At 65.1% G+C, this 24,086-nt stretch carries 26 protein-coding genes and 1 pseudogene; 12 read left to right on the top strand and 15 right to left on the bottom strand.

What is annotated here, in order from left to right; genetic code table 11:
• Positions 1-15: 15 nt before the first annotated feature.
• Both AABD04_RS15035 and AABD04_RS15040 read right to left on the bottom strand, forming a co-directional pair.
• Positions 16-1,407: a nitrate/nitrite transporter gene (locus AABD04_RS15035; protein WP_341443069.1), complete on the bottom strand. Its 1,392-nt coding sequence runs from the start codon at positions 1,405-1,407 to the stop codon at positions 16-18.
• A 237-nt stretch (positions 1,408-1,644) separates the two neighbouring features.
• Positions 1,645-2,886 (bottom strand): MFS transporter, encoded by a 1,242-nt coding sequence (locus AABD04_RS15040; protein ID WP_341441648.1) that lies wholly within the window; start codon positions 2,884-2,886, stop codon positions 1,645-1,647.
• A gap of 81 nt (positions 2,887-2,967) precedes the next feature.
• Here AABD04_RS15040 and AABD04_RS15045 point away from each other — a divergent pair, with 81 nt between their 5' ends.
• Entirely contained in the window at positions 2,968-3,657 is a 690-nt protein-coding gene (locus AABD04_RS15045; protein WP_243593518.1) for a FadR/GntR family transcriptional regulator, read from the top strand.
• On the opposite strand, the gene AABD04_RS15050 is transcribed toward AABD04_RS15045, so the two are convergent.
• The 3 genes from AABD04_RS15050 to AABD04_RS15060 all read right to left on the bottom strand — a co-directional run bounded on the left by AABD04_RS15050 (position 3,647) and on the right by AABD04_RS15060 (position 6,899).
• Positions 3,647-4,501, bottom strand: coding sequence for a TIGR02569 family protein (locus tag AABD04_RS15050; protein ID WP_243593519.1), 855 nt, complete (start codon positions 4,499-4,501; stop codon positions 3,647-3,649). The genes AABD04_RS15045 and AABD04_RS15050 overlap by 11 nt on opposite strands.
• Before the next feature lie 58 nt (positions 4,502-4,559).
• Positions 4,560-5,726 carry an adenylyltransferase/sulfurtransferase MoeZ gene (gene moeZ, locus AABD04_RS15055; protein ID WP_341441649.1) on the bottom strand — a complete coding sequence of 389 codons (1,167 nt, stop codon included), beginning with the start codon at positions 5,724-5,726 and terminating at the stop codon, positions 4,560-4,562.
• 93 nt (positions 5,727-5,819) lie between these two features.
• The gene (locus AABD04_RS15060; protein WP_423228155.1) at positions 5,820-6,899 is read right to left on the bottom strand and encodes a DUF3152 domain-containing protein; all 1,080 of its coding nucleotides are present in this window, start codon (positions 6,897-6,899) and stop codon (positions 5,820-5,822) included.
• A 300-nt stretch (positions 6,900-7,199) separates the two neighbouring features.
• Here AABD04_RS15060 and AABD04_RS15065 point away from each other — a divergent pair, with 300 nt between their 5' ends.
• Positions 7,200-7,853 carry a TetR/AcrR family transcriptional regulator gene (locus AABD04_RS15065; protein ID WP_094674752.1) on the top strand — a complete coding sequence of 218 codons (654 nt, stop codon included), beginning with the start codon at positions 7,200-7,202 and terminating at the stop codon, positions 7,851-7,853.
• Between the two features lie 70 nt (positions 7,854-7,923).
• On the opposite strand, the gene AABD04_RS15070 is transcribed toward AABD04_RS15065, so the two are convergent.
• Complete coding sequence (locus tag AABD04_RS15070; RefSeq protein ID WP_341443071.1) at positions 7,924-8,151, bottom strand: DUF3107 domain-containing protein; 228 nt, start codon at positions 8,149-8,151, stop codon at positions 7,924-7,926.
• A 108-nt stretch (positions 8,152-8,259) separates the two neighbouring features.
• On the bottom strand, positions 8,260-8,991 hold the full coding sequence (locus tag AABD04_RS15075) for a ferritin-like fold-containing protein (protein ID WP_341441650.1): 732 nt from the start codon (positions 8,989-8,991) through the stop codon (positions 8,260-8,262).
• A gap of 139 nt (positions 8,992-9,130) precedes the next feature.
• Here AABD04_RS15075 and AABD04_RS15080 point away from each other — a divergent pair, with 139 nt between their 5' ends.
• Entirely contained in the window at positions 9,131-10,951 is a 1,821-nt protein-coding gene (locus AABD04_RS15080) for a DEAD/DEAH box helicase (RefSeq protein WP_341441651.1), read from the top strand.
• A 9-nt stretch (positions 10,952-10,960) separates the two neighbouring features.
• A complete protein-coding gene (locus AABD04_RS15085; protein ID WP_341441652.1) occupies positions 10,961-12,214 on the top strand; it encodes an Rv3212 family protein in 1,254 nt (417 codons plus the stop codon).
• Positions 12,215-12,235: 21 nt separating this feature from the next.
• On the opposite strand, the gene AABD04_RS15090 is transcribed toward AABD04_RS15085, so the two are convergent.
• Positions 12,236-13,030, bottom strand: a complete 795-nt coding sequence (locus AABD04_RS15090; protein ID WP_243593524.1) for a ParA family protein — start codon at positions 13,028-13,030, stop codon at positions 12,236-12,238.
• Between the two features lie 59 nt (positions 13,031-13,089).
• Positions 13,090-13,440: pseudogene (locus AABD04_RS15095) on the bottom strand (MFS transporter); the annotation flags it as partial.
• A gap of 102 nt (positions 13,441-13,542) precedes the next feature.
• Between AABD04_RS15095 and AABD04_RS15100 the strand changes: the two are divergent.
• Together AABD04_RS15100 and AABD04_RS15105 are read left to right on the top strand one after the other, a co-directional pair.
• On the top strand, positions 13,543-14,184 hold the full coding sequence (locus AABD04_RS15100) for an acid phosphatase (RefSeq protein ID WP_341441653.1): 642 nt from the start codon (positions 13,543-13,545) through the stop codon (positions 14,182-14,184).
• Complete coding sequence (locus tag AABD04_RS15105; protein ID WP_243593527.1) at positions 14,181-14,657, top strand: GNAT family N-acetyltransferase; 477 nt, start codon at positions 14,181-14,183, stop codon at positions 14,655-14,657. Before AABD04_RS15100 ends, AABD04_RS15105 begins: the two co-directional genes overlap by 4 nt.
• An 8-nt stretch (positions 14,658-14,665) precedes the next feature.
• Here AABD04_RS15105 and AABD04_RS15110 read toward each other — a convergent pair whose 3' ends face one another.
• Positions 14,666-15,094 (bottom strand): hypothetical protein, encoded by a 429-nt coding sequence (locus AABD04_RS15110; protein WP_243593528.1) that lies wholly within the window; start codon positions 15,092-15,094, stop codon positions 14,666-14,668.
• A gap of 156 nt (positions 15,095-15,250) precedes the next feature.
• Between AABD04_RS15110 and AABD04_RS15115 the strand changes: the two genes are divergently transcribed.
• Both AABD04_RS15115 and AABD04_RS15120 read left to right on the top strand, forming a co-directional pair.
• Positions 15,251-16,204, top strand: a complete 954-nt coding sequence (locus AABD04_RS15115; protein WP_243593529.1) for a diacylglycerol/lipid kinase family protein — start codon at positions 15,251-15,253, stop codon at positions 16,202-16,204.
• A 265-nt stretch (positions 16,205-16,469) separates the two neighbouring features.
• On the top strand, positions 16,470-16,724 hold the full coding sequence (locus AABD04_RS15120) for a WhiB family transcriptional regulator (RefSeq protein ID WP_032366305.1): 255 nt from the start codon (positions 16,470-16,472) through the stop codon (positions 16,722-16,724).
• A 108-nt stretch (positions 16,725-16,832) separates the two neighbouring features.
• On the opposite strand, the gene AABD04_RS15125 is transcribed toward AABD04_RS15120, so the two are convergent.
• Entirely contained in the window at positions 16,833-18,311 is a 1,479-nt protein-coding gene (locus AABD04_RS15125) for a sensor histidine kinase (protein ID WP_243593530.1), read from the bottom strand.
• 21 nt (positions 18,312-18,332) lie between these two features.
• Positions 18,333-18,548, bottom strand: a complete 216-nt coding sequence (locus tag AABD04_RS15130) for a biotin/lipoyl-binding carrier protein (protein WP_008717734.1) — start codon at positions 18,546-18,548, stop codon at positions 18,333-18,335.
• A 119-nt stretch (positions 18,549-18,667) separates the two neighbouring features.
• On the opposite strand from AABD04_RS15130, the gene AABD04_RS25170 reads away from it, so the two are divergent.
• On the top strand, positions 18,668-18,742 hold the full coding sequence (locus AABD04_RS25170; protein WP_370878772.1) for a 50S ribosomal protein bL37: 75 nt from the start codon (positions 18,668-18,670) through the stop codon (positions 18,740-18,742).
• A gap of 71 nt (positions 18,743-18,813) precedes the next feature.
• On the opposite strand, the gene rsrA is transcribed toward AABD04_RS25170, so the two are convergent.
• Together rsrA and AABD04_RS15140 are read right to left on the bottom strand one after the other, a co-directional pair.
• The gene (rsrA, locus tag AABD04_RS15135) at positions 18,814-19,113 is read right to left on the bottom strand and encodes a mycothiol system anti-sigma-R factor (RefSeq protein WP_308198099.1); all 300 of its coding nucleotides are present in this window, start codon (positions 19,111-19,113) and stop codon (positions 18,814-18,816) included.
• Entirely contained in the window at positions 19,110-19,892 is a 783-nt protein-coding gene (locus tag AABD04_RS15140) for a sigma-70 family RNA polymerase sigma factor (protein WP_243593531.1), read from the bottom strand. Before AABD04_RS15140 ends, rsrA begins: the two co-directional genes overlap by 4 nt.
• Positions 19,893-19,979: 87 nt before the next feature.
• Between AABD04_RS15140 and ybaK the strand changes: the two genes are divergently transcribed.
• The 3 genes from ybaK to rsgA are packed head-to-tail and all read left to right on the top strand — an operon-like array spanning position 19,980 to position 22,783.
• The gene (ybaK, locus tag AABD04_RS15145) at positions 19,980-20,474 is read left to right on the top strand and encodes a Cys-tRNA(Pro) deacylase (RefSeq protein ID WP_341441654.1); all 495 of its coding nucleotides are present in this window, start codon (positions 19,980-19,982) and stop codon (positions 20,472-20,474) included.
• Positions 20,475-20,480: 6 nt separating this feature from the next.
• Complete coding sequence (gene aroA, locus AABD04_RS15150; protein ID WP_341441655.1) at positions 20,481-21,797, top strand: 3-phosphoshikimate 1-carboxyvinyltransferase; 1,317 nt, start codon at positions 20,481-20,483, stop codon at positions 21,795-21,797.
• Complete coding sequence (rsgA, locus tag AABD04_RS15155) at positions 21,749-22,783, top strand: ribosome small subunit-dependent GTPase A (protein WP_243593534.1); 1,035 nt, start codon at positions 21,749-21,751, stop codon at positions 22,781-22,783. Before aroA ends, rsgA begins: the two co-directional genes overlap by 49 nt.
• 51 nt (positions 22,784-22,834) lie before the next feature.
• Here the strand turns inward: rsgA and AABD04_RS15160 are convergent, their stop codons facing one another.
• Positions 22,835-24,085, bottom strand: a complete 1,251-nt coding sequence (locus AABD04_RS15160) for a fatty acid desaturase family protein (RefSeq protein ID WP_094614263.1) — start codon at positions 24,083-24,085, stop codon at positions 22,835-22,837.
• Position 24,086 lies beyond the last annotated feature (1 nt).

The raw sequence follows: 24,086 nt of genomic DNA on the forward strand, positions 1-24,086 counted from the left end.
GCCGGTGATGAATCCTCAGACCGCGACCGGTGTGTCGGCATCCGCGGAGTTCGTCCTACGGAGGTAGATCGCCCAGGTGACGGCGGCGCACACGACGTAGAACACGAGGAACACCCAGAACGCCGTGGTAGCCGACTTCGCTTCACCCGAGTACGACGCGCGGAGCACCAGGTTGATGCCCACACCACCGAGAGCGCCGATGGCGCCGGCGATGCCGATGAGTGCGCCGGACATCTTGCGCGACCAGTGCTGCTGCTCGTCGACGGTCATCCCCTGCAGCGCAGTGGATTTCGCGGCGAAGATGGCAGGGATCATCTTGTAGACCGATCCGTTTCCGATTCCGGAGAGCAGGAAGAGGGCGATGAATCCGACGACGAAGAGCACCATGACGGTGCCGCTGGCCGCCCCGGGAGTCGAATCGTCCCAGGTACTGGCCGCGACCAGAATTCCGGTGGAGAAGGTCATCGCCACGAACGTGTACAGGGTGATCTTGCCGCCACCGATCCTGTCGGCGAGCTTGCCGCCGAACGGACGAGACAGCGAGCCGAGCAACGGCCCGATGAAGGCGATCTGGGCGGCCTGCAGCGACGCCTGCGCCTGCAGCGCAGGAGTTGCCGGCGCTCCGTCGGTGAGGCCGGCGAGGAAGTTGATCTGGAGAACCTGTCCGAACGCGAAGCTGAATCCGATGAACGATCCGAACGTACCGATGTAGAGGAACGCGATCCACCACGAGTCCGAGAACTTCAGTACGTCGATCATGGACCGGCCGTTGGTCTTCTGGTTGTCGAGATTGTCCATGTACAGCGCGGCACCGACGGCGGCCAGCGCGATGAACACGAGGTAGACGGCGCAGACGATCTCGGGTGCGGTGTTTCCGACGGTGGCGATGACCAACAGGCCGATGAGCTGGATGACGGGCACGCCGATGTTGCCGCCGCCTGCGTTGAGCCCGAGCGCCCATCCCTTTTCGCGTTGAGGATAGAACGCATTGATGTTGGTCATCGAGGATGCGAAGTTGCCGCCACCGAGTCCGGCGAACGCGGCCACGATGATGTACGTGGTGTACGACGCCGGGTTGAGCATGAAGTACATCGTCAGCACGGTGGGGATCAGCAACACCAGCGCACTGAAGATGGTCCAGTTACGTCCACCGAACTTGGCCGTGGCGAAGGTGTAGGGAATCCGCAGGATCGCCCCGACGAGTGTGGGTACGGCCACGAGGAAGAATTTGCCCGCAGCGTCGATTCCGTAGACCGACAACGGCATGAACAGCACCATCACCGACCAGATCGACCAGATCGAGAATCCGACGTGCTCGGCGATGACCGACCAGATCAGATTGCGCTTGGCGATCTGCTTGCCGCCGGCCTCCCAGGCCTCGACGTCCTCGGAATTCCAGTGCGCGATGTGATGGTCGACGGAGACGGGAACTGTTCCGGGCGGAACGGTCGCCGTGGTGGCGGAGTCGGCATCTGCCGAAGCGCTGCGAGAAAGGCTGGTCACGTGTGGCCTCCTGATCGGTGTGTGGACCGAACATAGGAAAGCCATGTTGCAGCGGCGCTGCGTGCGGTGACTCGCTGATTAACTTGGTCTCACGCGCCCTCGAGCACCGACGTGAGATGAAGTGTCACCGAGCGTTCTGCATCACCAGGTGTCCTCCAGCATCCGCGGTCGGCAGCACAGAAACCCACCGACCAGCAGAACCGCCACGCAGCCGGTCAGCAGAACCAGCGGCAGTCCCCATCCCCCGGATTCGGTGTGCAGCAGCCCGAACAGGATCGGGCCCGTCGAGGACACCACGTAGCCCAGCCCCTGGGTGAATCCCGAGAGCGAGGACGATCCCACCGCCGTGCGTGTCCTGAGGTTGATCAGCGTCAGCGACATCGGGAAGGTCATCGTGCCGAGCCCGATCAGGCACACCCAGACCACCGTTCCGGTGCCGGGCGACCAGTGCAGGCCCGCGAAGCCGCCGAGGTAGCACACCGCGGCAAGCATGACGAGGCCGAACGGATTGCGCAGTTTCGCGCAGAGAGTCGGCGCAGCCAACGAGGTAATCAACCCCATCGCGCCGAAGGCGGCAACCGAGGCACCGGCCAACCCTTCGCCGATACCCGAGTCGATCAACAGCGTCGGCAGCCAGGTGAGCATGGAGTACGTGATCAGCGACGTCATCGCGAACATCATCACCATTCCCCACGCGAGCGAGGAGTGATGGATCCGGCCACCGGACCGGGCGTGGACGGCCGCCGAATCGGCCTCGGCCGAGACGTCCTTCTCGTCGCGGCCGCGTCGGGAGATCACGACGCCGAGCCACGGCAGTGCTGCGGCAACGCCGACGATCGCCCAGACTCCGATCGAGAGCCGCCACCCGTGGGCATCCGCGACGGGGACTGCGAGCAGGGGCGGAATCATGGTGCTGATCTGCATGGCGCAGATGTAGATGGTGCTCACCACTGCGAGGCGATCGGAGAAATACCGTTTGACCAACGGCGGAATGACGACGTTGCCGATACCCATGCCTGCGAGAGCGATCGCGGACAGCGCCAGCAACGACGCGGTGTTCGGCGCGAACGCGCGGGTGGCCATGCCGACGGTGGTCAGAGCCATGGCCAGCAGTGCGGCTCGCTCGAGCCCGGTGCGCTTGGCCAGAAGCGGCGTGGCCAGCCCGAACACGGCGAACATCGCGGGCGGCAACATTCCGACGATGCCGATCACGGTGTCCCCGAACTGCAGATCGGTGCCGATCCTGCCGAACAGTGGACTGATGGACGTCACCGCGGCGCGCAGAGTCAGTGCGGAGAGAACGATGGCCGCGAACACCAGGAGGCGGCCGCGGACGAGCGACGTACCGGTCGGGGTGGTCTCGGAAACGGTAGGGGCACTCACCGCGTAATCATAGGATGACCGGATCATCGGGTGCAAAGCACTAGTATCGACGGCGCAACGTCCCCAGCCCGAGGAGTCCCCGTGCGGCAGGTCCAGCGATCGAGCCTGATTTCCCAGGTCACCGCTCAGCTGCGCGACGAGATCACGTCGCAGCGATGGCCGGTGGGCACACGGATCCCCACCGAGCCCGAACTGTGTGAGATGACCGGCACCGGACGCAACACCGTGCGCGAAGCGGTGCAGGCACTCGTCCACGCCGGCATGGTCGAGCGCAGGCAGGGATCGGGCACGTTCGTCATGACGTGCTCGGATCTGGGCGGCACGCTCGGCAAGTACTTCTCGGACGCCCGACACCGCGACGTCACCGAGCTACGCGAAACCCTGGAAGTCACTGCGGCCGCACTCGCAGCCGACCGACGCAACGACGACGACATCCGTGTGATGCTCGGCGCGCTGGAGGACCGCAACGTGGCCTGGTCGAACCCGACCCCACTGGCCGATGCCGTTCGGATCGACGCCCACCTGCACCGCGCCATCGTCGCGGCCAGTCACAACGCGATCTACTTGGAGTTCTACGATTCGCTGCTGCCGGTGATCCACGACGCCATGCGCCACCACGCCATCGAGCACGACAACGATTACGTCGACGAACACACCGCGCTCGTACAGGCGGTCATCGACGGTGACGCCGCCCGCGCGATGCTCGCCGCTCGATCGCTGTTCCACGAGCTGGCCGAACCGCTCGCCCGCGTAGCGAAACTCACAGAATGAGTCGCACCAAGTCCGCTGTTCGCGCGAGACCGGGGAAGGCCTCGGACGTCGATCGCGGATGAAGCGCATGCACTGCGAGACGAAACATCAACGCGCGCAGCAACATCTGCGGCCATTCCGGTAGATCGTCCCAGCGGCCGACCAGACCGTCGTCGGCATCCCCCCAGGACAGTGCGTCGACCACGGCCACCCCGGCGGCCCAGGGTGCAGGACGCCAATACGGGGTGATGTCGCTGATGCCGGGCGCATCGCTGCCCGAGAACAGCACCGTTCCGAACAGATCGCCGTGCACCAATTGGTCCGGTGACTCCACGGGCTTACGCAGCGTCGCAAGCTGTTTGACCAGTTCGAGACTGCTCTTGCCGTCAGTGGACGACGGCTCGGGTGCGCCCGCGCCGCGAGCCGAGCGCAGTGGAACGGCCTCCCAGGCCGCTCTGTCCGCTGCGACGAACACGTCCACGTCCGCCCACGGGGCCACCGGGGGTTGAACCAGAAATCGGGGGCGCTCGAGTTGCGCCGTCGCCGCGTGCAAGCGCATCGACAACGAGACGACCTCGTCGTGGCGGGGCTCGGGCTCACCGGCCACGAACGTGTCTGCGCGCCAGCCCGACACGACGTACCGACCGTCGGTGGAGCGCACAGGGCGAGCGAGCCGAACCCCGTCCACCGTCAACGTCTCGCGCACCTTTGCCGACCACGCGGCGCGCGCATGGTCTGCCACCGGCGACAGAACCACGTCACCCAGACGCCATCCGCCGTCCCAGTCCGCACCGAGAGGTGCCGGCTCGACATCGCGCAGCCCGAACGTAGAGATCACGTGCTGAGGAGGTTCGACAGAGCTCACGAACTTCACGGTACCGCCGATCGCGGTACCGCTGCGGACGACGCGCACACGTACCACATCAGTAGATGGGCAGACCGGGTTCGATTTGCTTGGCCCACTCCACTATTCCGCCGTGCAGGTGGGTGGCGTCGGAGAAACCGGCACCGACGAGGGCGGCGAGCACTTCCGCGGACCTGATGCCGGTTTTGCAGTAGAGCACGATCGGGACGTGTTGCGGCAGATCGGCCATCGCCGCCCCGGAGAGGATTCGGTCCTTGGGAATCAGTCGAGCACCGTCGATGTGAACGATGTCCCACTCCACCGGCTCACGTACGTCGATGAGGGCAACCTCGTTCCCGGACTGCATCATCGCGCGCAGCTCCCCCGGAGTGATCGATTCGCCGGTGGATTCGGCGGCCGGGACCACTCCGCAGAATGCCTCGTAATCGATCAGCTCGGTGATCGGGGTTCGATGCGGATCACGAGTAAGTCCGACGGTTCGATAACTCATCGCCAGGGCGTCGTAGATCATCAGTCGGCCCAGCAGCGTCTCGCCGATTCCGGTGATCAGCTTGATGGCCTCGGTCACCATGATCGACCCGATCGACGCACACAGCACCCCCAGCACCCCACCCTCGGCACACGACGGCACCATGCCCGGCGGCGGAGCCTCGGGATACAGATCGCGATAGTTGATGCCGACGCCACCCGGCGCCGCGTCCCAGAACACCGATACCTGACCCTCGAATCGATAGATCGAGCCCCACACGTACGGGATACCGACCAGGGCGGCCGCATCGTTGACGAGGTATCGGGTGGCGAAATTGTCCGTTCCGTCCAGCACCAGGTCGTACTGCCGAAAGAGCTCGAGGGCATTGGCCGAGTCGAGTCGAACGCGGTGCAGCGTCACCTCGACGCCGTCGTTGAGTTCGAGAATCGAGTCCCTGGCGCTGTCTGCCTTCGAGCGACCCACATCCGACCGGCCGTGGATGATCTGACGCTGCAGATTGGAGAGCTCGACGTCGTCGAATTCCACGATGCCCAGCGTCCCCACGCCCGCGGCCGCGAGATAGAGCAATGCAGGTGACCCCAGCCCCCCGGCACCGACGACGAGCACGCGAGCATTGCGCAGCCGCTTCTGCCCCTCGGTTCCCACGCTGGGGATGATCAGGTGCCGGCTGTACCGCGCGACGTCCTCGGGTGTCAGTTCACCGGCGGGTTCGACCAGCGGGGGTAGATGGACCACGACGCAGCGACGCTCCTCGACTCGACACGGCACCCGATGACCCGGCGCGCCGCGTTCGAATCTAATCCCCGGTCCGTCCCGACTTTCAGCCGATCACCCTCGCGGGTAAGGCCACGGATTGAATCTGCACGTCTTTCCGTCCATCGGCACGACCCCCTCCGGGTCCAAACGCGCGATGTCGTCGTTGGACGTTCCGAAGGTCTGCTGCATCATCACCGGGGCCAAGCCACCGTCGGTCTCGCACGGCTGATGCTGCTGGTAGCCGATGGCGTGGCCCACCTCGTGGTTGATCTGGTACTGACGGTACGAGCCGATGTCGCCCTGAAACGAGATTGCTCCGCGCACCCATCTCGGCTCGTTCAACACCACTCGTTCGATGCCCGGGTTGTAACAGGACACCTCGAGCTGGATGTCGTAACCACAGGCCTGCCGGATCGACAGCTGCGACGTCAACGAGATCCTGAAGTCGGGATCGCCCTGATCGATTCGCCGGAATCCGAACCGTGGATCGTTGGTCCAACTCTTCGGGTTGGCGAGCGTCTGGTCCACCAGGCGGGCGAACGACTCGTCGCCGCCGAATCCGACGGTGTCGACACCGTCCTCGACCTCGACCGTGTAGGTGAACACCCGCTCGGTCCCCTGACCCACCTGCTCGGTGGTGCCCAGCACCGTGCGCCAGGTTCCGGCACCTTCCACAGCGAACGGACCACCGTCGGGTAGTTCCCCCGAGGAGATCGACGCGGCGAAGTTGCCGTCGGCCTGCGGTGGCACGCCGATGATTCCGGTTCCTGCCGTCGTATCCGAAATCAGGGTGCCGAAGCCCGGATCGGCGTTGGTCGACTGCGCTGCGGTACCGGTGACGGGGTCTCCGGTACGCACGGCATCGAATACGACGAGCGCGGTCACCACGATGAGAATCGGTACCGCGTACGCACGCCAGCCGTAGGTGGACGCGAACTTGCCGAGCTGGCTCTGCTTCCGTACATCGCGCTCCGGTCGACGACTGCGCTGTTTGACTTCGCGCTGCGTCGGATCCCACTGCGCACGAAGAGGCTGATGGGACCCTCGACTTCCCACCGTGCGCGGGAAGTCGTCCGACCGATCGTCGTACTCGTCGTCGACGCCGCCGGACTGCACACCGCCGCGGATTCGCGGCCCGCCTCGGTCAGTCACTCGAACACGATCTCACAATCCTCACCGCCCGCCGCTCGGCACGCCGATGCCGGGGCTGGAACTATCGGGTTTTCGGTACGAAAAACATCCTACGAACAAACCGTTCGATCCGATTCGGCTTTGCTACTTTTCGGAACGATCCCCCAGGATCCCAATGGTGCCGACGGTCACGAGTATCGTTGCCCGTGATCTGCGCTACGAGCGGTCCGAACCGACGGCCACCCGCCGGGAGTTCATGCCGGATCGCTCGTTGTCGAACCAAGACGAGCGCAGAAGTCGACGCGATGGGAACAGAATCAGATGACAGATCTCGACGACCGACGGTCCTCGGACCGGCCGGCGACCACCGGCAATCGGCGCAGCGCACGGCTGCCGCGCGATGCCCGTCGGGCGCAGTTGCTCGCCGCCGCGAGCGAAATATTCGTCACCCGCGGGTATCACGCGTCCGGAATGGACGAGATCGCCGAATGCGCGGGCGTGAGCAAACCGGTCCTGTACCAGCACTTCCCCGGAAAACTCGAGCTGTACCTGGCGGTTCTGCAGAGCTACGTCGACACCCTGATCGCGGGCGTCCGTCAGGCCCTGCGCTCGACGACGGACAATCGACAGCGCGTTCGGGCCGCGGTGCTGGCGTTCTACGACTTCGTCGACACCGACACTCAGGGCTTCCGCCTGGTGTTCGAGTCGGATCTGATGGGTGATCCACAGGTCAACGCGCGAGTCGAGCAGGCAACCGAGGCATGCGTCGACGCCGTCTTCGACCTGGTTGCCCACGATTCGGGACTCGATCCGTATCGGGCCCGCGTGCTGGCCGTCGGCCTGGTCGGAGCCAGCCAGTTCACCGCGCGTTACTGGCTCGAAGCCGACCGCCCGATCTCCAAGGAAGACGCCGTCGACACGACGGTCTCACTCGCGTGGGGCGGTCTGTCACACGTCCCCCTGCAGTCGCCGTAGCTCGGTTCTACCGACGCAACGCGCCCCTCACCACATGGAGTGAGGGGCGCGTTGCGTTCCGACCGAAATCTCAGGTGGTGGCGAACCCGACCTTTCGAGGATCGGACGGGCCGATCTCCACGTACGACACCTTGGAAGTCTGAACCAAGAACTTGCGTCCCTTTTCGTCCTCCAACGACAGCACTCCGTCCTTGTCGGCGAAGGCGGTCGACACGAGCGCTTCGACCTCGGCTGGGGACTGCGTGCTGTTCACGACGAGCTCACGGGAACTCTCCGAAACACCGATCTTGACCTCCACGGTCAACCTCCGAACTCTCGACAACTCTGCTCACGCCAGGCTAGTGCAGCGATGTCGACCCAGCCGCCAATCATCGGTGTGCTGTCAGCGAACACCGGGCTCCGGCGGTCAGTCCAGGCCGAGCGAGGACATACGTTCCGAGTGCTGCTCCTGCATTCGATCGAACAGCGCCACGACCCCGTTGAGGTCGCCCGAGGCGGTGATGACCAGGTCGGTCAACGATTCGCGGCGGGCGAGCACGAACTGTGCCTGCGTGATGGCCTCCCCGAGCAGACGACGTCCCCACAGCATCAGTCGTGCCTTCTCCTGGGAGCTGGCCCGCACACGGTCGGACACCTCGTGCACGACGAACTCGGAGTGTCCGGTCTCGGCGAGCACCTCGCGGACGATCTCGGCCACGTCCGGGTCGAGACTGTGCGCGATCTGCCGATAGAAGTCGGCCGCGATGCCGTCACCCACGTAAGCCTTGACCAACGACTCCAACCACGTCGACGGCGTCGTCGACTCGTGGTACTCGTCCAGTGCCCGAACGAAGGGATCCATCGACGCGTAGACGTCGAGCCCGCGGTCCGACAGAGCGCGCTGCAGCGTCTCGAAGTGGCTCATCTCCGCGGCCGCCATGCTCGCCAGGGCGACGCGACCCTCCATGGACGGTGCCATTCGAGCGTCCTCGGCCAGGCGATAGAACGCAGAGATCTCGCCGTACGCGAGCACCGCGAACAAGTCCGGAATGCCGGGGTGATCGTGTGCGATCGCCGGCTCGGTTCGGTCCGACGCGGGCGACTCGACAAGCGTGGTGGGTGAGACTGAGGACGACGGCTCCGACGAATGGGCTCCCATGGCTGGCAATCGTAGTCCCGTGCGCGACGCCTCGTCGCGGCACGCGTAGGACCGGCCGTGACCTGCCGACGATGGAGAATTCCGTTCGGCAAGCTACCATGGTGCTCGATCGTCGCTCGCGGGCCGATGGAACGGACCGATGAAGCACGCGACGGTCATCGATAATGTGTGCGCACCTGATCCGGGTCGCCATGACGGCTTCGCCGCAGCGAACATCGACGTTCGCGGCCGCGCTGAGGCCGACGGCGACATCACATCGGATCGAGGGCATCGACTTCGGCCGGCAATAGGCCTGTGCCCTTCCTCGTGCGCACGTTCGACCACGAGGAAGGCCAGTCCCCTGAGCAAGATAGTCATCGACCAAGAATCCGATACCGGCGACACCACGCTGTCGGCGCAGCTGGACGACACGCATGTGCCGCCCACGTTCGCCGAGCTGAACGTGGACGCCACCATCGTTCGCGCGCTCTCCGAAATGGGCATCGAGCGCACCTTCGCCATCCAGGAGCTGACGCTGCCGCTCGCCATCGCGGGCGACGACCTGATCGGGCAGGCGCGCACCGGAATGGGCAAGACGTTCGGCTTCGGTGTGCCACTGTTGCACCGACTCGCCACGGACAACTCCGGCACCTCCCCGCTCGACGGCACCCCGCGCGCCCTGGTGATCGTGCCGACCCGTGAACTGTGCGTTCAGGTCAGCTCCGACCTCGAGAACGCGTCCAAGTACCTCAGCGGTGCCAACGGCCCCGTCAAGGTGCTCTCCATCTACGGCGGCCGTCCGTACGAAGCGCAGATCAGCGCGCTCCAGAGCGGCGTCGACGTCGTCGTCGGTACCCCCGGCCGACTGCTCGACCTCGCCAAGCAGAACCACCTGATACTCGGCAAGGTCGGGGTTCTGGTTCTCGACGAGGCCGACGAAATGCTCGATCTCGGGTTCCTGCCCGACATCGAACGCATTCTCGGCATGGTTCCCGACAAACGGCAGACGATGCTCTTCTCGGCCACCATGCCGGGACCCATCATCACCCTGGCCCGGACGTTCCTGACGCAGCCGACGCACATCCGCGCCGAGGAAGCGGAATCCTCGGCCGTACACGACCGCACCGCCCAGCACGTCTACCGGGCGCACGCCCTCGACAAGGTCGAGATGGTCGCCAAGGTCCTCAAGGCCGAGGGTCGCGGCGCCACGATGGTCTTCACCCGCACCAAGCGCACCGCTCAGAAGGTCGCCGACGAACTGGCCGAGCGCGGATATTCGGTCGGAGCCGTGCACGGTGACCTCGGCCAGGTACAGCGCGAGAAGGCTCTCAAGTCGTTCCGGACGGGCAAGATCGACGTGCTGGTGGCAACCGACGTGGCAGCACGCGGCATCGACATCGACGACGTCACCCACGTCATCAACTACCAGTGCCCCGAGGACGAGAAGACCTACGTGCACCGTATCGGCCGCACCGGCCGCGCAGGACGCACCGGCATCGCCGTCACTCTGGTCGACTGGGACGATATCCCCCGTTGGCAGCTGATCGACAAGGCGCTCGATCTCGGGATGCCGGATCCGGTCGAGACCTACTCGAGCTCGCCGCACCTGTTCACCGACCTCGGTATCGCCACCGACGCCACCGGAACGGTGCGCAAGGCACCCTCGCGCGCCCCGGAGAAGGCGGACGACGAGACGAGCACGGCAGCGCCTGCGGCCGACGCGTCGTCGGCGACCAAGCCGCGCCGCTCACGCAGCCGCCGTCGCACTCGTGCAGGGCAGGACGGCGACAACGCTGCCGCAACCTCCGCTGCGCAGGCCGATTCCACACCTGCCTCGAATTCGGTTGCCGGACAGTCGGATACGGCAGACACGACGTCCGCCGACACAGCCACCAAGACTGCCCCGCGCCGCCGCAGGCGTCGTCGCTCCAGCGGATCGTCCGCCGAGGCCGGACCGTCGACTGCGAGCGCATCGGAATAACATTCCGCCGTGCTGGCTCCAGAACGTCGGACGAGAACCGACCTCATCGTTGCCGCCGTCATCGCAGTGGTCGTAGTGGTTGCCGCGAGCATCGCCTGGTTCACCGGCGACGCTCGCGGTACCACGTCGATACCGGCCGAGGAGCCATTGCCCCAGGCCGAACCAGCGACCTCGGTGCCTACTGCTCTGACCGAACTGTGGCGCGCGCCCAGCGCGGCGACGGAATCGGCGCGAACCCCGTTTCCTGTCGTCACCGGCTCCACGGTGGTCACTGCCGACGGCGGTTCCGTCCTCGGCCGCGAACCACGGTCGGGTGAGCAATCCTGGTCGTACACACGCGATCTCCCACTGTGCTCGGTCGTCTCGTCGTGGAATACGGCGGTCGCGGTCTACCGTGACGACCGCGCCTGCTCACAGGTGACCGAACTCGACGGGCCAACGGGAGAACGCGCGGCTCAACGCACGTCCGACGCCGACGATGCGGTGCGCCTGTCGTCCGACGGTACCTACGTGACGTCGAGAGGCGACACCCGTATGGAGCTGTGGCGATCGGACATGGTGCGCACACTCGAGTACGGACGCGTGGATGCTCCGGTCAATCCGGGGAGCCAGCCGAGAAACGGGTGCACGCTGCTGTCCTCGGCCTCGACGAACTCACGAACAGCGGTGCTCGAACAGTGCCCGGGAGAAGCTGCTGCTCGGTTGTCGTTGCTCGACCCGGCACCCGAGGATGCGAGTGAACCCGAGGAATACGGGTCGACGGTGGTGCCCGAGCTCGTCCCCGAAGCGGAGGGACCGACTGCCGGACGCATCATCGCGATCACCGGAAGCCTTGTCGCGCTCTACATTCCAGCGGCGAACGGCACTCCGGACCGAGTGGGCCTGTACGACGAGACGGCCGCGAGAACATCCGAATTCATTCTCCCGGAAGACCTCTCCCCTATCCGGGACTCCCCGAATTTCCCTGCGACAACAGCAGGCTCGGTGTTCAGCTGGTTCACCGGCACCGGAGTCCAGGCGTTCGATTCCACCAGCCTGAGTCCGCTCTGGACCGTCCCTGGAGCACTCGGAGGTGGAGCGGTCATGGCCGGCCGACTCCTCGTACCCGTGCCCGACGCCATCTCGGTGGTCGATATCGCCACCGGTGTCTCGTTGGCCGACATTCCGGTCGACCGAGGGGGTTACGACGGCCCGATACAGACGTCGGTGATCGGCGATGTGGTCGTCGAACAGCGCGGTGCCGACGTGGTCGCTCTCGGCTGACTCGCTCGCGTCGGCGTGGTTCTACTGTGCCGGGTCGTAGGTCTTCAGATCGGCTGTGCCGTCCCAGTACGCCAGCAGATTCTCGGCGAGTTCTCGATAGGCCTGCGCGCCCTTGTTCTTCCGTCCCGAGAGCACGGTTGCGCCCGAGGCACTGGCCTCGGCGAAGCGTACGGTCCGCGGAATCGGCGGCGCGAGAACCGGCATCGAATAGCGGTCCGAGACATCGCCGAGCACATCTCTGCTGTGTGTGGTGCGGGCGTCGAACAGTGTGGGAAGGGCACCGAGCAATGCCAGGTCGGGGTTGGTGATCTGTTGCACCTCGGACACCGTCCGCAACAACTGACCGACCCCGCGATGAGCGAGAGTCTCGCACTGCAGGGGCACGAGCACCGACTGCGCGGCGGTGAGCCCGTTGAGGGTCAGCACTCCCAGCGAAGGCGGGCAATCGATGACGACGACGTCGAAGTCCTCGAGGATCGGCGCGAGAGCTCGTTTGAGTGCGAATTCTCGACCCGCACGCATCAGCAACAGAGCTTCTGCGCCGGCGAGATCGATCGTCGCCGGCAACAGCACGATTCCTTCCGCAGTCTCGATCAGCACGTCCTCGACCTTCGCATCCCCGGTCAGCACCTCGTGCACCGAGGAATCGAGCTTGTCCGGGTTGTGTCCGAGCGAGAACGTCAGGCAACCCTGCGGGTCGAGGTCGACCACCAGGACTCGCCGATCGAGAGCATGCAGCGCTGCCGCGAGAGAAGCCACCGTGGTGGTCTTGGCGACGCCGCCCTTCTGATTCGCTACCGCGAGAATTGTCGTCACGGCCCTGATCCTTGCCTACATCGAGCCGATGAGCGAGGGTTCGGCATCTCTCGGGCGCGTCAGTGCAGCGTGATCGGAGCTGAAGACCGCTCGCTCACGTGCTTCGTCCTGGGCAGGAAGAAGGCGGGAACGAACGTGGCGACGATCAGAACCAACGCAACCATGAAGGTGGTGCCGAAGGCCCTGGCCGAGATGTCGAAGGCCTCGAACTGACTGGTCGCGGTCAGCGCGGGCTTCTGCTGAGCGGTCAACACCACCGACATCAGCGCGGTGCCTATAGACCCCGCTGCTTGCTGAACGATGTTCAGCAACGTCGAACCGCGTGCGACCGTGTCGTCGGTCAGCGTCTGTAGCGCGGCCGTCATGATGGGCATCATGGTCGACCCGAGGCCCTGCAGCACTCGGAACACGATGAGAGACGTGATGCAGGTCCGTACTCGATCGACAAATCGGACACATCTGCAGGCCACCTATGACAGGGGCCACATCCGCGCGGGAGGCATGATCGTTCCATGACCACACACGGCGGCGTCGAGGCAGGCAGAGTCGTTCTACTCCGGCACGGCGAGACAGAATGGGCGCTGGCGGGCAAGCACACCGGCAACACCGACGTCCCTCTCACCAGTACCGGTGAGCAACAGGCCGTCGAGGCCGGATCGCTGCTCGGGCTGCTGAAGCTGCGCGATCCCCTGGTGATCACGAGCCCGCGGGAGCGCGCTCGCAGAACCGCCGAGCTCGCAGGCCTGCAGGTCGATCGAACATGGGATGCGTTGTCCGAGTGGGACTACGGCGATTACGAGGGGATCACGTCGACGCAGATCCACGAGACGGTGCCGCACTGGACCGTCTGGACGCATCCGTGTCCGGGTGGTGAATCCATCGGTGACATCGCCGTCCGCGTCGGGTTGGTCCTCTCGGTCGTCCTGCCGTTGTTGAGGGGCCGCGACGTCGTGTTGGTCGGCCACGGCCACTTCTCGCGCGCACTGATCGCCGGCTGGACCGAAGCCCCCGTCACCGAGGGCAAACGCTTCGCCCTCTCGCCCGCCGCGTATTCGTTGCTCGGCTTCGAACACTCGTTTCGCCAGCTCGTCGCGCACAACGTGCACCCTTCGATTCTCACCGCTGCCACGGCACAGAAAGGAAACCGAGGATGATTCGCCGCGCCACCGAGGCCGATGTTCCCGCCATCACCGCACTCGTGCACGAACTGGCCGCGTACGAGAAGTCGTCGTCGCTGTGCACCGTTAGAGACGAGCAGCTTCGTGCCGCTCTGTTCGGCGCTGGGCCGTCGGTGTTCGCGCACGTGGCCGAACACGAGGGGACGGTGGTGGGGTGCGCGCTGTGGTTCTTGAACTTCTCCACGTGGGACGGTGTGAACGGAATCTATCTGGAGGATCTCTACGTGCAGCCCGCCGCGCGCGGAGAAGGCTTCGGAACGGCACTGCTCGCCGCGTTGGCCGCCGAATGCGTCGATCGGCAGTACACGCGGTTGGCCTGGTCGGTTCTGGACTGGAACACCCCGTCGATCGGCTTCTACCGATCGCTCGGAGCAGAGCCACAGGACGAGTGGACCACGTTTCGGCTGACCGCGGATGCACTGGCCGAGCTGGCCGCACAGGCTCGCTAGCGACTACCTCAACGGAGTTCGTCGTCGACGTCGCTGTACTCGGCGGCCATCCACCGAGAGGACGGCGGGCTGAACAGCAGCACCAGCACGCCGAGCACCACGACGCCGAGAGCGACGCCGTAGACGGTCTGATGCGATCCGGTCAGCAGCGACCACACCACAGGCAGCAGCAGCAGCTGCACGACGGTGGCGATGGACCGTCCCCACCGTTTGCCGAGGATCAGGGCGACGCCTGCCGCACCGACTCCGAGACCCAGCACGCCGAACCACCCCGCGGTGCCGTATCCGTTGGCGACGGCGTTCTCCCCTTCACCGGAGAACGCCCGGGCGAGTAGGACGAACGCGGCCACCAACGAGGCCACGCCCTGCGCTGCGACGAGCGCCCCGGCGGATCGGAACGTGGCCGGCGGGGTGAGGTTCTCGGGAGAGGTGGACACGCGACCAGCCTAGGCAACCGGAGTGGAGCCTGCGGAACGACCCAGGTGACCGGAGTGGAGCCTGCGGAACGACCCAGGTGACCGGAGTGGAGCCTGCGGAACGACCCAGGTGACCGGAGTGGAGCCTGCGGAACGACCCGGTTAGTGTCAGTGCTCGTGCGTGCGCTGCTGATCGTCAATCCCAATGCGACTTCTACGACGGCTGCGGCTCGGGATCTGTTGGCTCATGCGTTGTCGAGTCGGGTGCGGGTGACGGTTGCGCAGACGACTCATCGTGATCATGCGTCGGAGCTCGCGCGTGGTGCCCGTGAGGACGGGGTCGGCCTGGTGATCGTTCACGGCGGTGACGGAACGGTCAACGAGGTGATCAACGGTTTGCTGGGTGTGCCGTTGCCGACGTCGATGCAGGCGGTGACGATCGGCGCGATTCCGCCTATTGCTGTCGTTCCAGGCGGCAGTGCGAATGTGTTCGCGCGTTCTCTCGGTATCGAGGCGGATCCGGTGGCGGCGACCAATCAGTTGATCGGCCTGTTGGATGCGCGTGCGCGGCGGACTGTGGGCTTGGGGCATTGCGACAATCGGTGGTTCACGTTCAATGCGGGGATGGGTTTGGACGCGGATGTGTGTCGGGCGATCGATGCGAGCCGTAAGGACGGGACGCCGGTGTCGGCGACGCGTTACCTCCGCTTCTCGGTGCAGGAGTTCTTCAAGCACAAGCGCCGGCCGGCTCGGTTGACGGTGGAGGTTCCCGGGCAGGATCCGTTCGAGGGTGTGCACTATGCGTTCGTGTCGAACTCGAGTCCGTGGACGTATTTGAACGAGAGGCCGGTGCACACCAATCCGGGTACCGATTTCGACTCGGGTCTCGGCGTGTTCGGCATGCGGTCGACTGCTCTGTTCCCCACGTTGCGGGTGTCGCGCCAGTTACTGGCCAAGGGTGCAGAACCCAAGTCTCGTAAGCTGATTCGGATCGACGATGTACCGAGTGTCCGAATTTCTTCGGCGGAGCCGGTCGGTTTGCAGATGGATGGGGACTACCTGGGCGAACGTACGGAAGCCGAGTTCTTCTCGACTCCCGACGCGCTGGAGGTCGTCGCGCCGACCAGGTGAGAGGGCTCATCCCTGGGTATATGGGGCGGCGTACAGCACAGTTCTCGTGAAATTACGAGCGAAATCTGTTCACTCGGGGTACAAAGGAGCGCAGAAGGCTAAAGCGAGCCTAACAGAGTGAGCTTGACCACGGTCACGCGCGTATCCCTTGACTTCACCTGAGTTCGTGAAAGCATTCACAAGCAACAGTGCGGAAACATTGGTTACCCACTCGTGAACAGAAGAGAAACGAAACGGCGCTTCGGCGCCCGGTAAGGAGCAGAGGATGGACTGGCGCCACAAGGCTATTTGTCGCGATGAAGATCCGGAACTATTTTTCCCGGTGGGAAACAGTGGTCCGGCGCTCGCGCAGATCGCCGATGCCAAAGTCGTCTGTACTCGGTGCCCCGTCACCGCTGAATGCCTGTCCTGGGCACTCGAATCCGGCCAGGACGCAGGAGTATGGGGCGCAATGAGTGAAGACGAGCGCCGTGCACTCAAGCGACGCAACGCACGTACGCGCGCACGCAGCTCCGTCTAGGACGCTTACGCAGCAATCGGTATGGCCCGGTACCCGTCAGGGGTACCGGGCCTTCTGCGTGCCAGGGACCACCGGAGAGCGCGTCACGCACTGTTCACCGAACGTGCATCACGGCCTCGGCACGCGCCGCCCCAGAGGAACCCTCAACATCGCGTCGGTTCCCCCACCCGCCGCCGGGTGCACGCCGAGCGATCCGTTCAACTCCACCGAGACCAGTGTGCGCACGATCTGCAGTCCGAGTCCGTCCGAGCGCTCCAGGGAGAACCCGGTGGGCAATCCACGCCCGTCGTCGTGGATGACCACGTCGAGCCATTTCGCGGAACGGTCGGCGCTGATCCGGACGACACCGGCCGATCCGGCGTCGAATCCGTGCTCCATCGCGTTCTGCACGAGTTCGGTGAGCACCATCACCAACGGCGTCGCGCGTTCGGCCGAGAAGACTCCCAACTTGCCGTCGCGAGTCACACGCACCCGCGGATTGACCGTCGCCACGTCCAGCATGATCGGCACCAGTCGATCGACTATCTCGTCGAGGTCCACTTCCTCGTCCACCGACATCGACAGCATCTCGTGCACCAGCGCGATGGACGTCACCCGACGGACGGATTCCGACAACGCGGTTCGCGCTTCCTCGTTCTCGAGGCGACGCGACTGTAGGCGTAACAGCGCGGCAACCGTCTGCAGGTTGTTCTTCACCCGATGGTGGATCTCCCGGATGGTCGCGTCCTTGCTGAGCAGAGCGCGGTCCCGACGCTTCACCTCGGTGACATCGCGAATCAACACGGCCGCACCGGTCGACCTGCCCCGGGGCTGCAGGGCCAGAGTGCGCACGAGGACGGTGGCACCGCGGGCGTCGACCTCCATACGATGGCCGACGTTGCCGCTGAGCGACGACCTGATGTGGTCGGCCACCTCCTGTGAGTCGAAGGGGTCGGTGACCAGCGAGCGTGTTACGGAGGCGAGATCTCGCCCGGACAGCTCCGTCGTCAATCCCATCCGGTGGTACGCCGAGAGTGCGTTGGGGCTGGCGTAGTCCACCCGTCCCTCGGTGTCGATTCGAATGAAACCGTCGCCTGCTCGCGGGGACGAGTTCACATCGGTGCGCTCTTCCGGGGTGGGAAAGGTCCCTTCACTGATCATCAGGCACAGGTCGTCGGCACATTCTCGGTAGGCCACCTCGAGCGCGCTCGGCGGACGTAGCTGGGCCGGATTGGTGTCACGGGTCAATACCGCGATGACATGCTCTCCGCACCGCACCGGGATGCTCTCGGTCCGCGTCACGACGCCTCCGCGAACGATCTCGCGCTGCTGCAGAGCCACCATCACGTCCGGGTGCTCCGACTCGGAGATCGTCGTTCCCACGATGTCGTGAGTGAAGACCGTCGGCGCGGTGGTGGGTCGACATTGGGCCACGCACAGCACGTCGGCGGTCCCACTGGACACGTCGTCGGTGCCGACCCACAGCAGCACGTCGGCGAAAGAGAGGTCGGCCAGCAGCTGCCACTCACCTACGACGCGTTGCAGATGGTCGACCGCGACGCCGGGAAGGTCGGTGTGTTCGGCCAGCAGGTCACTGAGGGTCGACACGAGATCTCACGTGACCCGTGCTCAGGACACGACGGCGATGAGGTCGCCCTGCTGAATGACGTCGCCGACCGCAACGTCCACGGACGTGACCGTGCCTGCCGTCTCGGCCAGCACGGGAATTTCCATCTTCATCGATTCCAGGATCACGAGGGTGTCACCGACCTCGACGGCGTCGCCTCGGGCCACGACCACCTGAAATACCGTGGACACCATCTCCGCGCGAACGTCCTCGGACATCGGCGAACCCCTCTCTCACGTCACCACGAACTGCGCTGGGCACCCATCGGAGACCAGGCCCGTCACAGTAAGCCAATCACACGTGGGAGACTGTAGTGAACAAACGAGAGGAGCCCATCATGGGAAAGCGTGGACGTAAGAAGCGTGCTCGTAAGGGCAACAAGGCCAACCACGGCAAACGTCCGAACAGCTGACGGTTTGCCACAAGCCGCGAGGGGCCGAGAAGCGACTGCTTCTCGGCCCCTCGTCGTTGTACCGCCTGCGACTACTCGGAGTCCGTCTGGCGAATCAACACGGTTCGACGAATCTCGACACTGAGTCGTTCACGAAGTCCGGCCGGTGCTTGGTCTCCTCCGCACTTGCGTGAGATCAATCGCTTGACCTTCTCTTCGATTCCGTATGCCTCGAAGCACGATCCGCACTCGTCGATGTGCTTCTGCAGACGAGATCGGCTGGCTTCGTCGCACTCGTTGTCGAGCATCACCCACACGTCCGCGATCACTGCGGAACAGTCGAGACGCTCGAACTGTGCGTCACCGTCGTCGGTCTTCTCGGTGCCCGTCACTGGACTACCTCCTGCTCGTGCCGGTCGACCGCGCCGTCCCGGTTGAATCCACGCTCGCGCGCGACGCCTGCCAGCAGTCCCCGCAGTTGCTTGCGTCCACGGTGCAGACGCGACATCACGGTACCGATGGGAGTGCCCATGATCTCGGCGATCTCCTTGTACGGGAAACCCTCGACATCGGCGTAGTACACAGCCATCCGAAACTCTTCGGGGAGCGATTGCAGCGCTGCTTTGATGTCGTCGTCCGGCAGCGCGTCCAGGGCCTCGACCTCGGCCGATCGCAGACCCGTCGACGTGTGTTCGGCGGTGGCGGCGAGCTGCCAGTCGCTGATCTCGTCGGTCGGATACTGAGCGGGCTGACGCTGCTTCTTGCGATAAGAGTTGATGTAGGTGTTGGTCAGGATTCGGTACAGCCACGCCTTGAGGTTCGTCCCTTCTCGGAACGACCGAAAAGCCGAGTAGGCCTTCACGAACGTCTCTTGAACCAGGTCCTCGGCGTCGGCTGGGTTACGCGTCATCCGCAGAGCTGCGCCGTAGAGCTGATCGAGCATCGGCAACGCGTCGCGCTCGAAACGCTCGGTCAACTGTGCCTCGGTCTCGGCCGCTCTCTGCTCCGCGATCGCCTTCTCGTCGTCCGATGCAGCGACGGGATTGCTGGCTTTTGTCACGCTGATCCCTTCGGTAGCTTCCACCGCCCAGGCTACCGCGCCCGAAGTCGGCTTCTGCGAAGAGATCACCCCCTTCAATGCGAGGGGACGTCCCGCGGTCAGCACTGCCATTCGTCATTCCTTCCGCCTGCATCCGTATCTGTCGTTACACAACACAGCTGCCTGCCGCCATGTTCCCGGGCGGTCACTAGAGTCCCGTTGATGGCTGCGTCCACACCCGCTCTGGCCGTGCTCACCGCGCGAAAGGTGGCGCACACCGTGCATTCGTACGATCACGATGCGCGAAGCCAGTCGTACGGCGAGGAGGCGGCCCAGATACTCGTCGAGCGGCTCGGTGTCCTTCCCGAACAGGTCTTCAAGACGCTCGTCGTGGAACGTGTAGATCGCTCGCTGGCGGTGGCGATGGTCCCGGTGACGGCACTGCTCTCACTCAAGGCCACGGCAGCCGCTCTGCGCACCAGGAAGCTGACGCTGGCCGACAGGGCTGCCGCCGAGCGCTCCTCCGGGTACGTCTTCGGCGGGATCTCGCCTCTCGGCCAACGCAAATCCCTGCCCACCGTGATCGACGTCTCGGCTCTCGGTTTCGAAACCATTCTGTGCAGTGGCGGTCGCCGCGGACTGGAAATCGAACTCGCACCAGCCGATCTGGTGCGGCTCACGAGTGCCGTATCCGCGCCCATCGCCGCGCGCTGATACCGAATGAGAGAAGATGGACAGGTGAGCAATTGGACAGCACCCGCCGCCGTCGCACCCGTCGACGCGACAGTCACTCTGCCCGGGTCGAAATCGATCACCAATCGCGCTCTGATCATTGCCTCGCTCGCCACCGGATCGTCGACGATCACCGGTGCACTGCGCAGCCGTGACACCGACCTCATGATCGACGCCCTGACGACGCTGGGAATCGAGATCATCGCCGCGGAAGACGACAGGACAACACTGCGGGTGAACCCTGCACCGCTGCACGGCGGCGCTGTGGAGTGCGGGCTGGCGGGCACCGTGATGCGATTCGTACCGCCTCTGGCCGCACTGGCCGATGGCGAGGTGTCATTCGACGGCGACGAGCAGGCGCGTGTTCGTCCACTCGACACGATCCTCGACGCGCTGCGCGCAATGGGAGCCGATATCGACGGTAGTGCGCTGCCGTTCACGCTGCGCGGCACCGGTTCGCTGCGCGGAGGTTCGGTGGACATCGACGCCTCCGGCTCCTCGCAGTTCGTGTCGGGTCTGATGCTCTCCGCAGCGGCATTCGACGAGGGCATCGAAATCCACCACATCGGCAAGCCCGTCCCGTCGATGCCCCACATCGACATGACGGTCGATATGTTGCGACGGGCGGGCGTCCGAGTCGATACACCCGATACCGGTGGTGACGCGAACACCTGGCGCGTGCACCGAGGACCGGTGATGCCCGTCGAGTGGAACATCGAGCCGGATCTGTCCAACGCCACCCCCTTCCTCGCTGCGGCAGTGGTGACGAAAGGCATCGTGCGCGTACCGAATTGGCCCGAAACGACCACCCAGCCCGGTGACGTCTTCCGGGAGATCCTCACCCGGATGGGCGCGGGCGTCGACCTCACCGCAGGCATCCTGACCGTCGAGGGCCCGGATACGTTGCGCGGCATCGACTTCGATCTTCACGACGTCGGCGAGTTGACCCCGACGGTTGCGGCGCTCGCCACTCTCGCCGAAGGGCCGTCCATCCTGCGCGGCATCGCCCATCTGCGTGGTCACGAGACCGACCGCCTTGCGGCGCTGACGACCGAGATAGTTCGGCTCGGCGGACGCGCGGTCGAAACCGACGACGGCATCCGAATCGATCCGGCACCGCTGCACGGCGGCGTCTGGCACGCCTATGCAGACCACCGCATGGCCACCGCGGGAGCGATTGTCGGGCTGCGTGTGCCCGGCGTGGAAGTGGACGACATCGACACGACGGCCAAGACTCTCCCCGGCTTCGAGACGCTGTGGGACGCAATGCTGTCCGCACCCGCACCGACCGGGGTCGGCTCCTGACCGCGCGCCGGTACGACGAGTCCGACGTCCGCATCCGGCCGGGCAAGAGTTCGCGTCCCCGCACCAAGACTCGACCCGAACACAACGACGCCGAAGCCGGCATGGTGGTGTCCGTCGACCGCGGCCGCTGGGGCTGCGTACTCGACGGTGACCCGTCTCGGCCGGTCGTGACGATGCGGGCCCGCGAGCTGGGCCGAACCCCGATCGTGGTGGGCGACGAAGTCGGTATCGTCGGAGATCTGTCCGGCAAGGTCGATACACTGGCCCGAATCGTGCGCGTGGCCGAACGGCGAACGGTGCTGCGCCGCACCGCGGACGACACCGACCCGTTCGAACGCGTCGTGGTGGCCAACGCCGACCGACTGCTCATCGTCGCCGCGCTCGCAGACCCACCACCGCGCACCGGCTTCGTCGAGCGAGCACTGGTGGCCGCGTACGTCGGCGGACTCGAACCCGTTCTGTGCCTGACCAAGAGCGATCTTGCCGACCCCGAGGAATTCACCGCTGCGTTCTCCGATCTCGACGTCCCGGTGGTGCTGGCGGGGCAATCGGAGGACCTCACGGAGTTGACGGCCATGCTCACCGACAAGGTGACCGCGCTCATCGGGCATTCGGGCGTCGGAAAGTCCACGCTCGTCAACAGATTGGTTCCCGACGCCTACCGCGCCACCGGAGTGGTCTCGGGAGTCGGAAAGGGTCGTCACACCTCGACTCAGTCGGTGGCGCTACCGCTCCCCGACGGCGGCTGGGTGGTCGACACCCCCGGCATCCGGTCGTTCGGATTGGCGCACATCTCCCCCGAGAATGTCGTCGCAGCGTTCTCCGATCTGGCCGACACGATCGAGAACTGCCCCCGAGGATGCACGCACCTCGGCCCACCGGCAGATCCCGAATGCGCCCTCGACGCACTCACCGGAGACGCGGCTCGACGCGTTGCCGCGGTGCGTCTGTTGCTCGAAGCCGTTCGAACGAACGAAGCCTGGTAGCAACCACCCACTCGGGGTCGGTTGCCACCAGGCTCGAATTCGGTGCAGAGCTTACGCGGCCTTTCCGACCAGCCTGCGAATTCCCTTGCGCTTCTTCGTTTCTGCGATTGCGGTGCGCAGACCGCGACGCTTACCGGTCTCGGGATCGACGGTGAACAGGCCTGCCGGCGCGTCGGCCCACTTACGCTCGGACGCGGTCTCGGGTGCGTCGTCGCTGGTGGCCTTGAGGTACTTGTTCGGCAGCGACAGCTTCGCGATGGTTCTCCAGGACAGGAAGTACTGGTGGACGATCGAACCCGTCGTGTACGGCAAGTCGTACTTCTCCGCCAACTCGAGCACTCGAACCTTGATCTCCCGCAGGCGATTGCTGGGGAGGTCCGGGAACAGGTGATGCTCGATCTGGTAGCACAGGTTGCCGCTCATGAACTCCATGACGGGACCGGCATTGAAGTTCGCGCTGCCCAGCATCTGACGCAGGTACCACTGCCCCTGCGTCTCCCCTTCCATGTCGGACTTGGTGAACTTCTCCGCGCCGTCCGGGAAGTGACCGCAGAAGATGACGGTGTTGGTCCACACGTTGCGCATCATGTTGGCGACGATGTTCGCCGTCAGCGTGCTCTTCCACGCGGGCCCGGTCAGCAGCGGATGGAGGATGTAGTCCTTGCCGATCTGCTTGCCGACCTTCTCGAGCACCTCGCGCCGCTTCTGCTCGAACTCTTCGCGGGGCACTCGACCCTTGGCAACCTTGCCCAGTTCGAGGTGCTGAAGCGCAACTCCGTACTCGAAGAACAACTGCAGCAGCAGGTTGTAGACGGGGTTGCCGATGTTGAAGGGCTTCCACCGCTGATCGCGGGTGACGCGCAGCAGACCGTAGCCGACGTCGTCGTCCATACCGAGCACGTTGGTGTACTTGTGGTGGATGTAGTTGTGCGTCTGCTTCCAGTGAGCCGACGGCCCCGTGTTGTCCCACTCCCACGAGGTGGAGTGGATCTCCGGATCGTTCATCCAGTCCCACTGGCCGTGCATGACGTTGTGCCCGAGCTCCATGTTCTCGATGATCTTGGCGACCCCGAGCATGGCGGTACCGACCAGCCACGCCGGACGCCGACGACTGGCGAACAGCACGGCCCGCCCGCCGATGTCGAGCGAACGCTGCAGTCGGATGGTGTTCTTGACGTACCGGGCATCGCGTTCACCGCGGGACGCCTCGATGTCACGCCGGATGGAGTCGAGCTCGTGGCCCAACGCCTCGATGTCGGCATCGGTCAGATGCGCGTACTCTTTGACGTCCGTAATCGCCATG

It is taken from the genome of Rhodococcoides navarretei (assembly GCF_038069675.1).
Taxonomy (GTDB): domain Bacteria; phylum Actinomycetota; class Actinomycetes; order Mycobacteriales; family Mycobacteriaceae; genus Rhodococcoides; species Rhodococcoides navarretei.

Excerpts from the sequence above, each read along its gene's own strand:
- AABD04_RS15075 (WP_341441650.1), bottom strand. The coding sequence starts at position 8,991 with ATGGGAGCCCATTCGTCGGAGCCGTCGTCCTCAGTCTCACCCACCACG.
- AABD04_RS15120 (WP_032366305.1), top strand. The coding sequence starts at position 16,470 with ATGGACTGGCGCCACAAGGCTATTTGTCGCGATGAAGATCCGGAACTA.
- AABD04_RS15105 (WP_243593527.1), top strand. The coding sequence starts at position 14,181 with ATGATTCGCCGCGCCACCGAGGCCGATGTTCCCGCCATCACCGCACTC.
- aroA (WP_341441655.1), top strand. The coding sequence starts at position 20,481 with ATGAGAGAAGATGGACAGGTGAGCAATTGGACAGCACCCGCCGCCGTC.
- AABD04_RS15080 (WP_341441651.1), top strand. The coding sequence starts at position 9,131 with ATGAAGCACGCGACGGTCATCGATAATGTGTGCGCACCTGATCCGGGT.
- AABD04_RS15130 (WP_008717734.1), bottom strand. The coding sequence starts at position 18,548 with ATGTCCGAGGACGTTCGCGCGGAGATGGTGTCCACGGTATTTCAGGTG.
- AABD04_RS15065 (WP_094674752.1), top strand. The coding sequence starts at position 7,200 with ATGACAGATCTCGACGACCGACGGTCCTCGGACCGGCCGGCGACCACC.
- AABD04_RS15160 (WP_094614263.1), bottom strand. The coding sequence starts at position 24,085 with ATGGCGATTACGGACGTCAAAGAGTACGCGCATCTGACCGATGCCGAC.
- AABD04_RS15140 (WP_243593531.1), bottom strand. The coding sequence starts at position 19,892 with ATGGCAGTGCTGACCGCGGGACGTCCCCTCGCATTGAAGGGGGTGATC.
- AABD04_RS15100 (WP_341441653.1), top strand. The coding sequence starts at position 13,543 with ATGACCACACACGGCGGCGTCGAGGCAGGCAGAGTCGTTCTACTCCGG.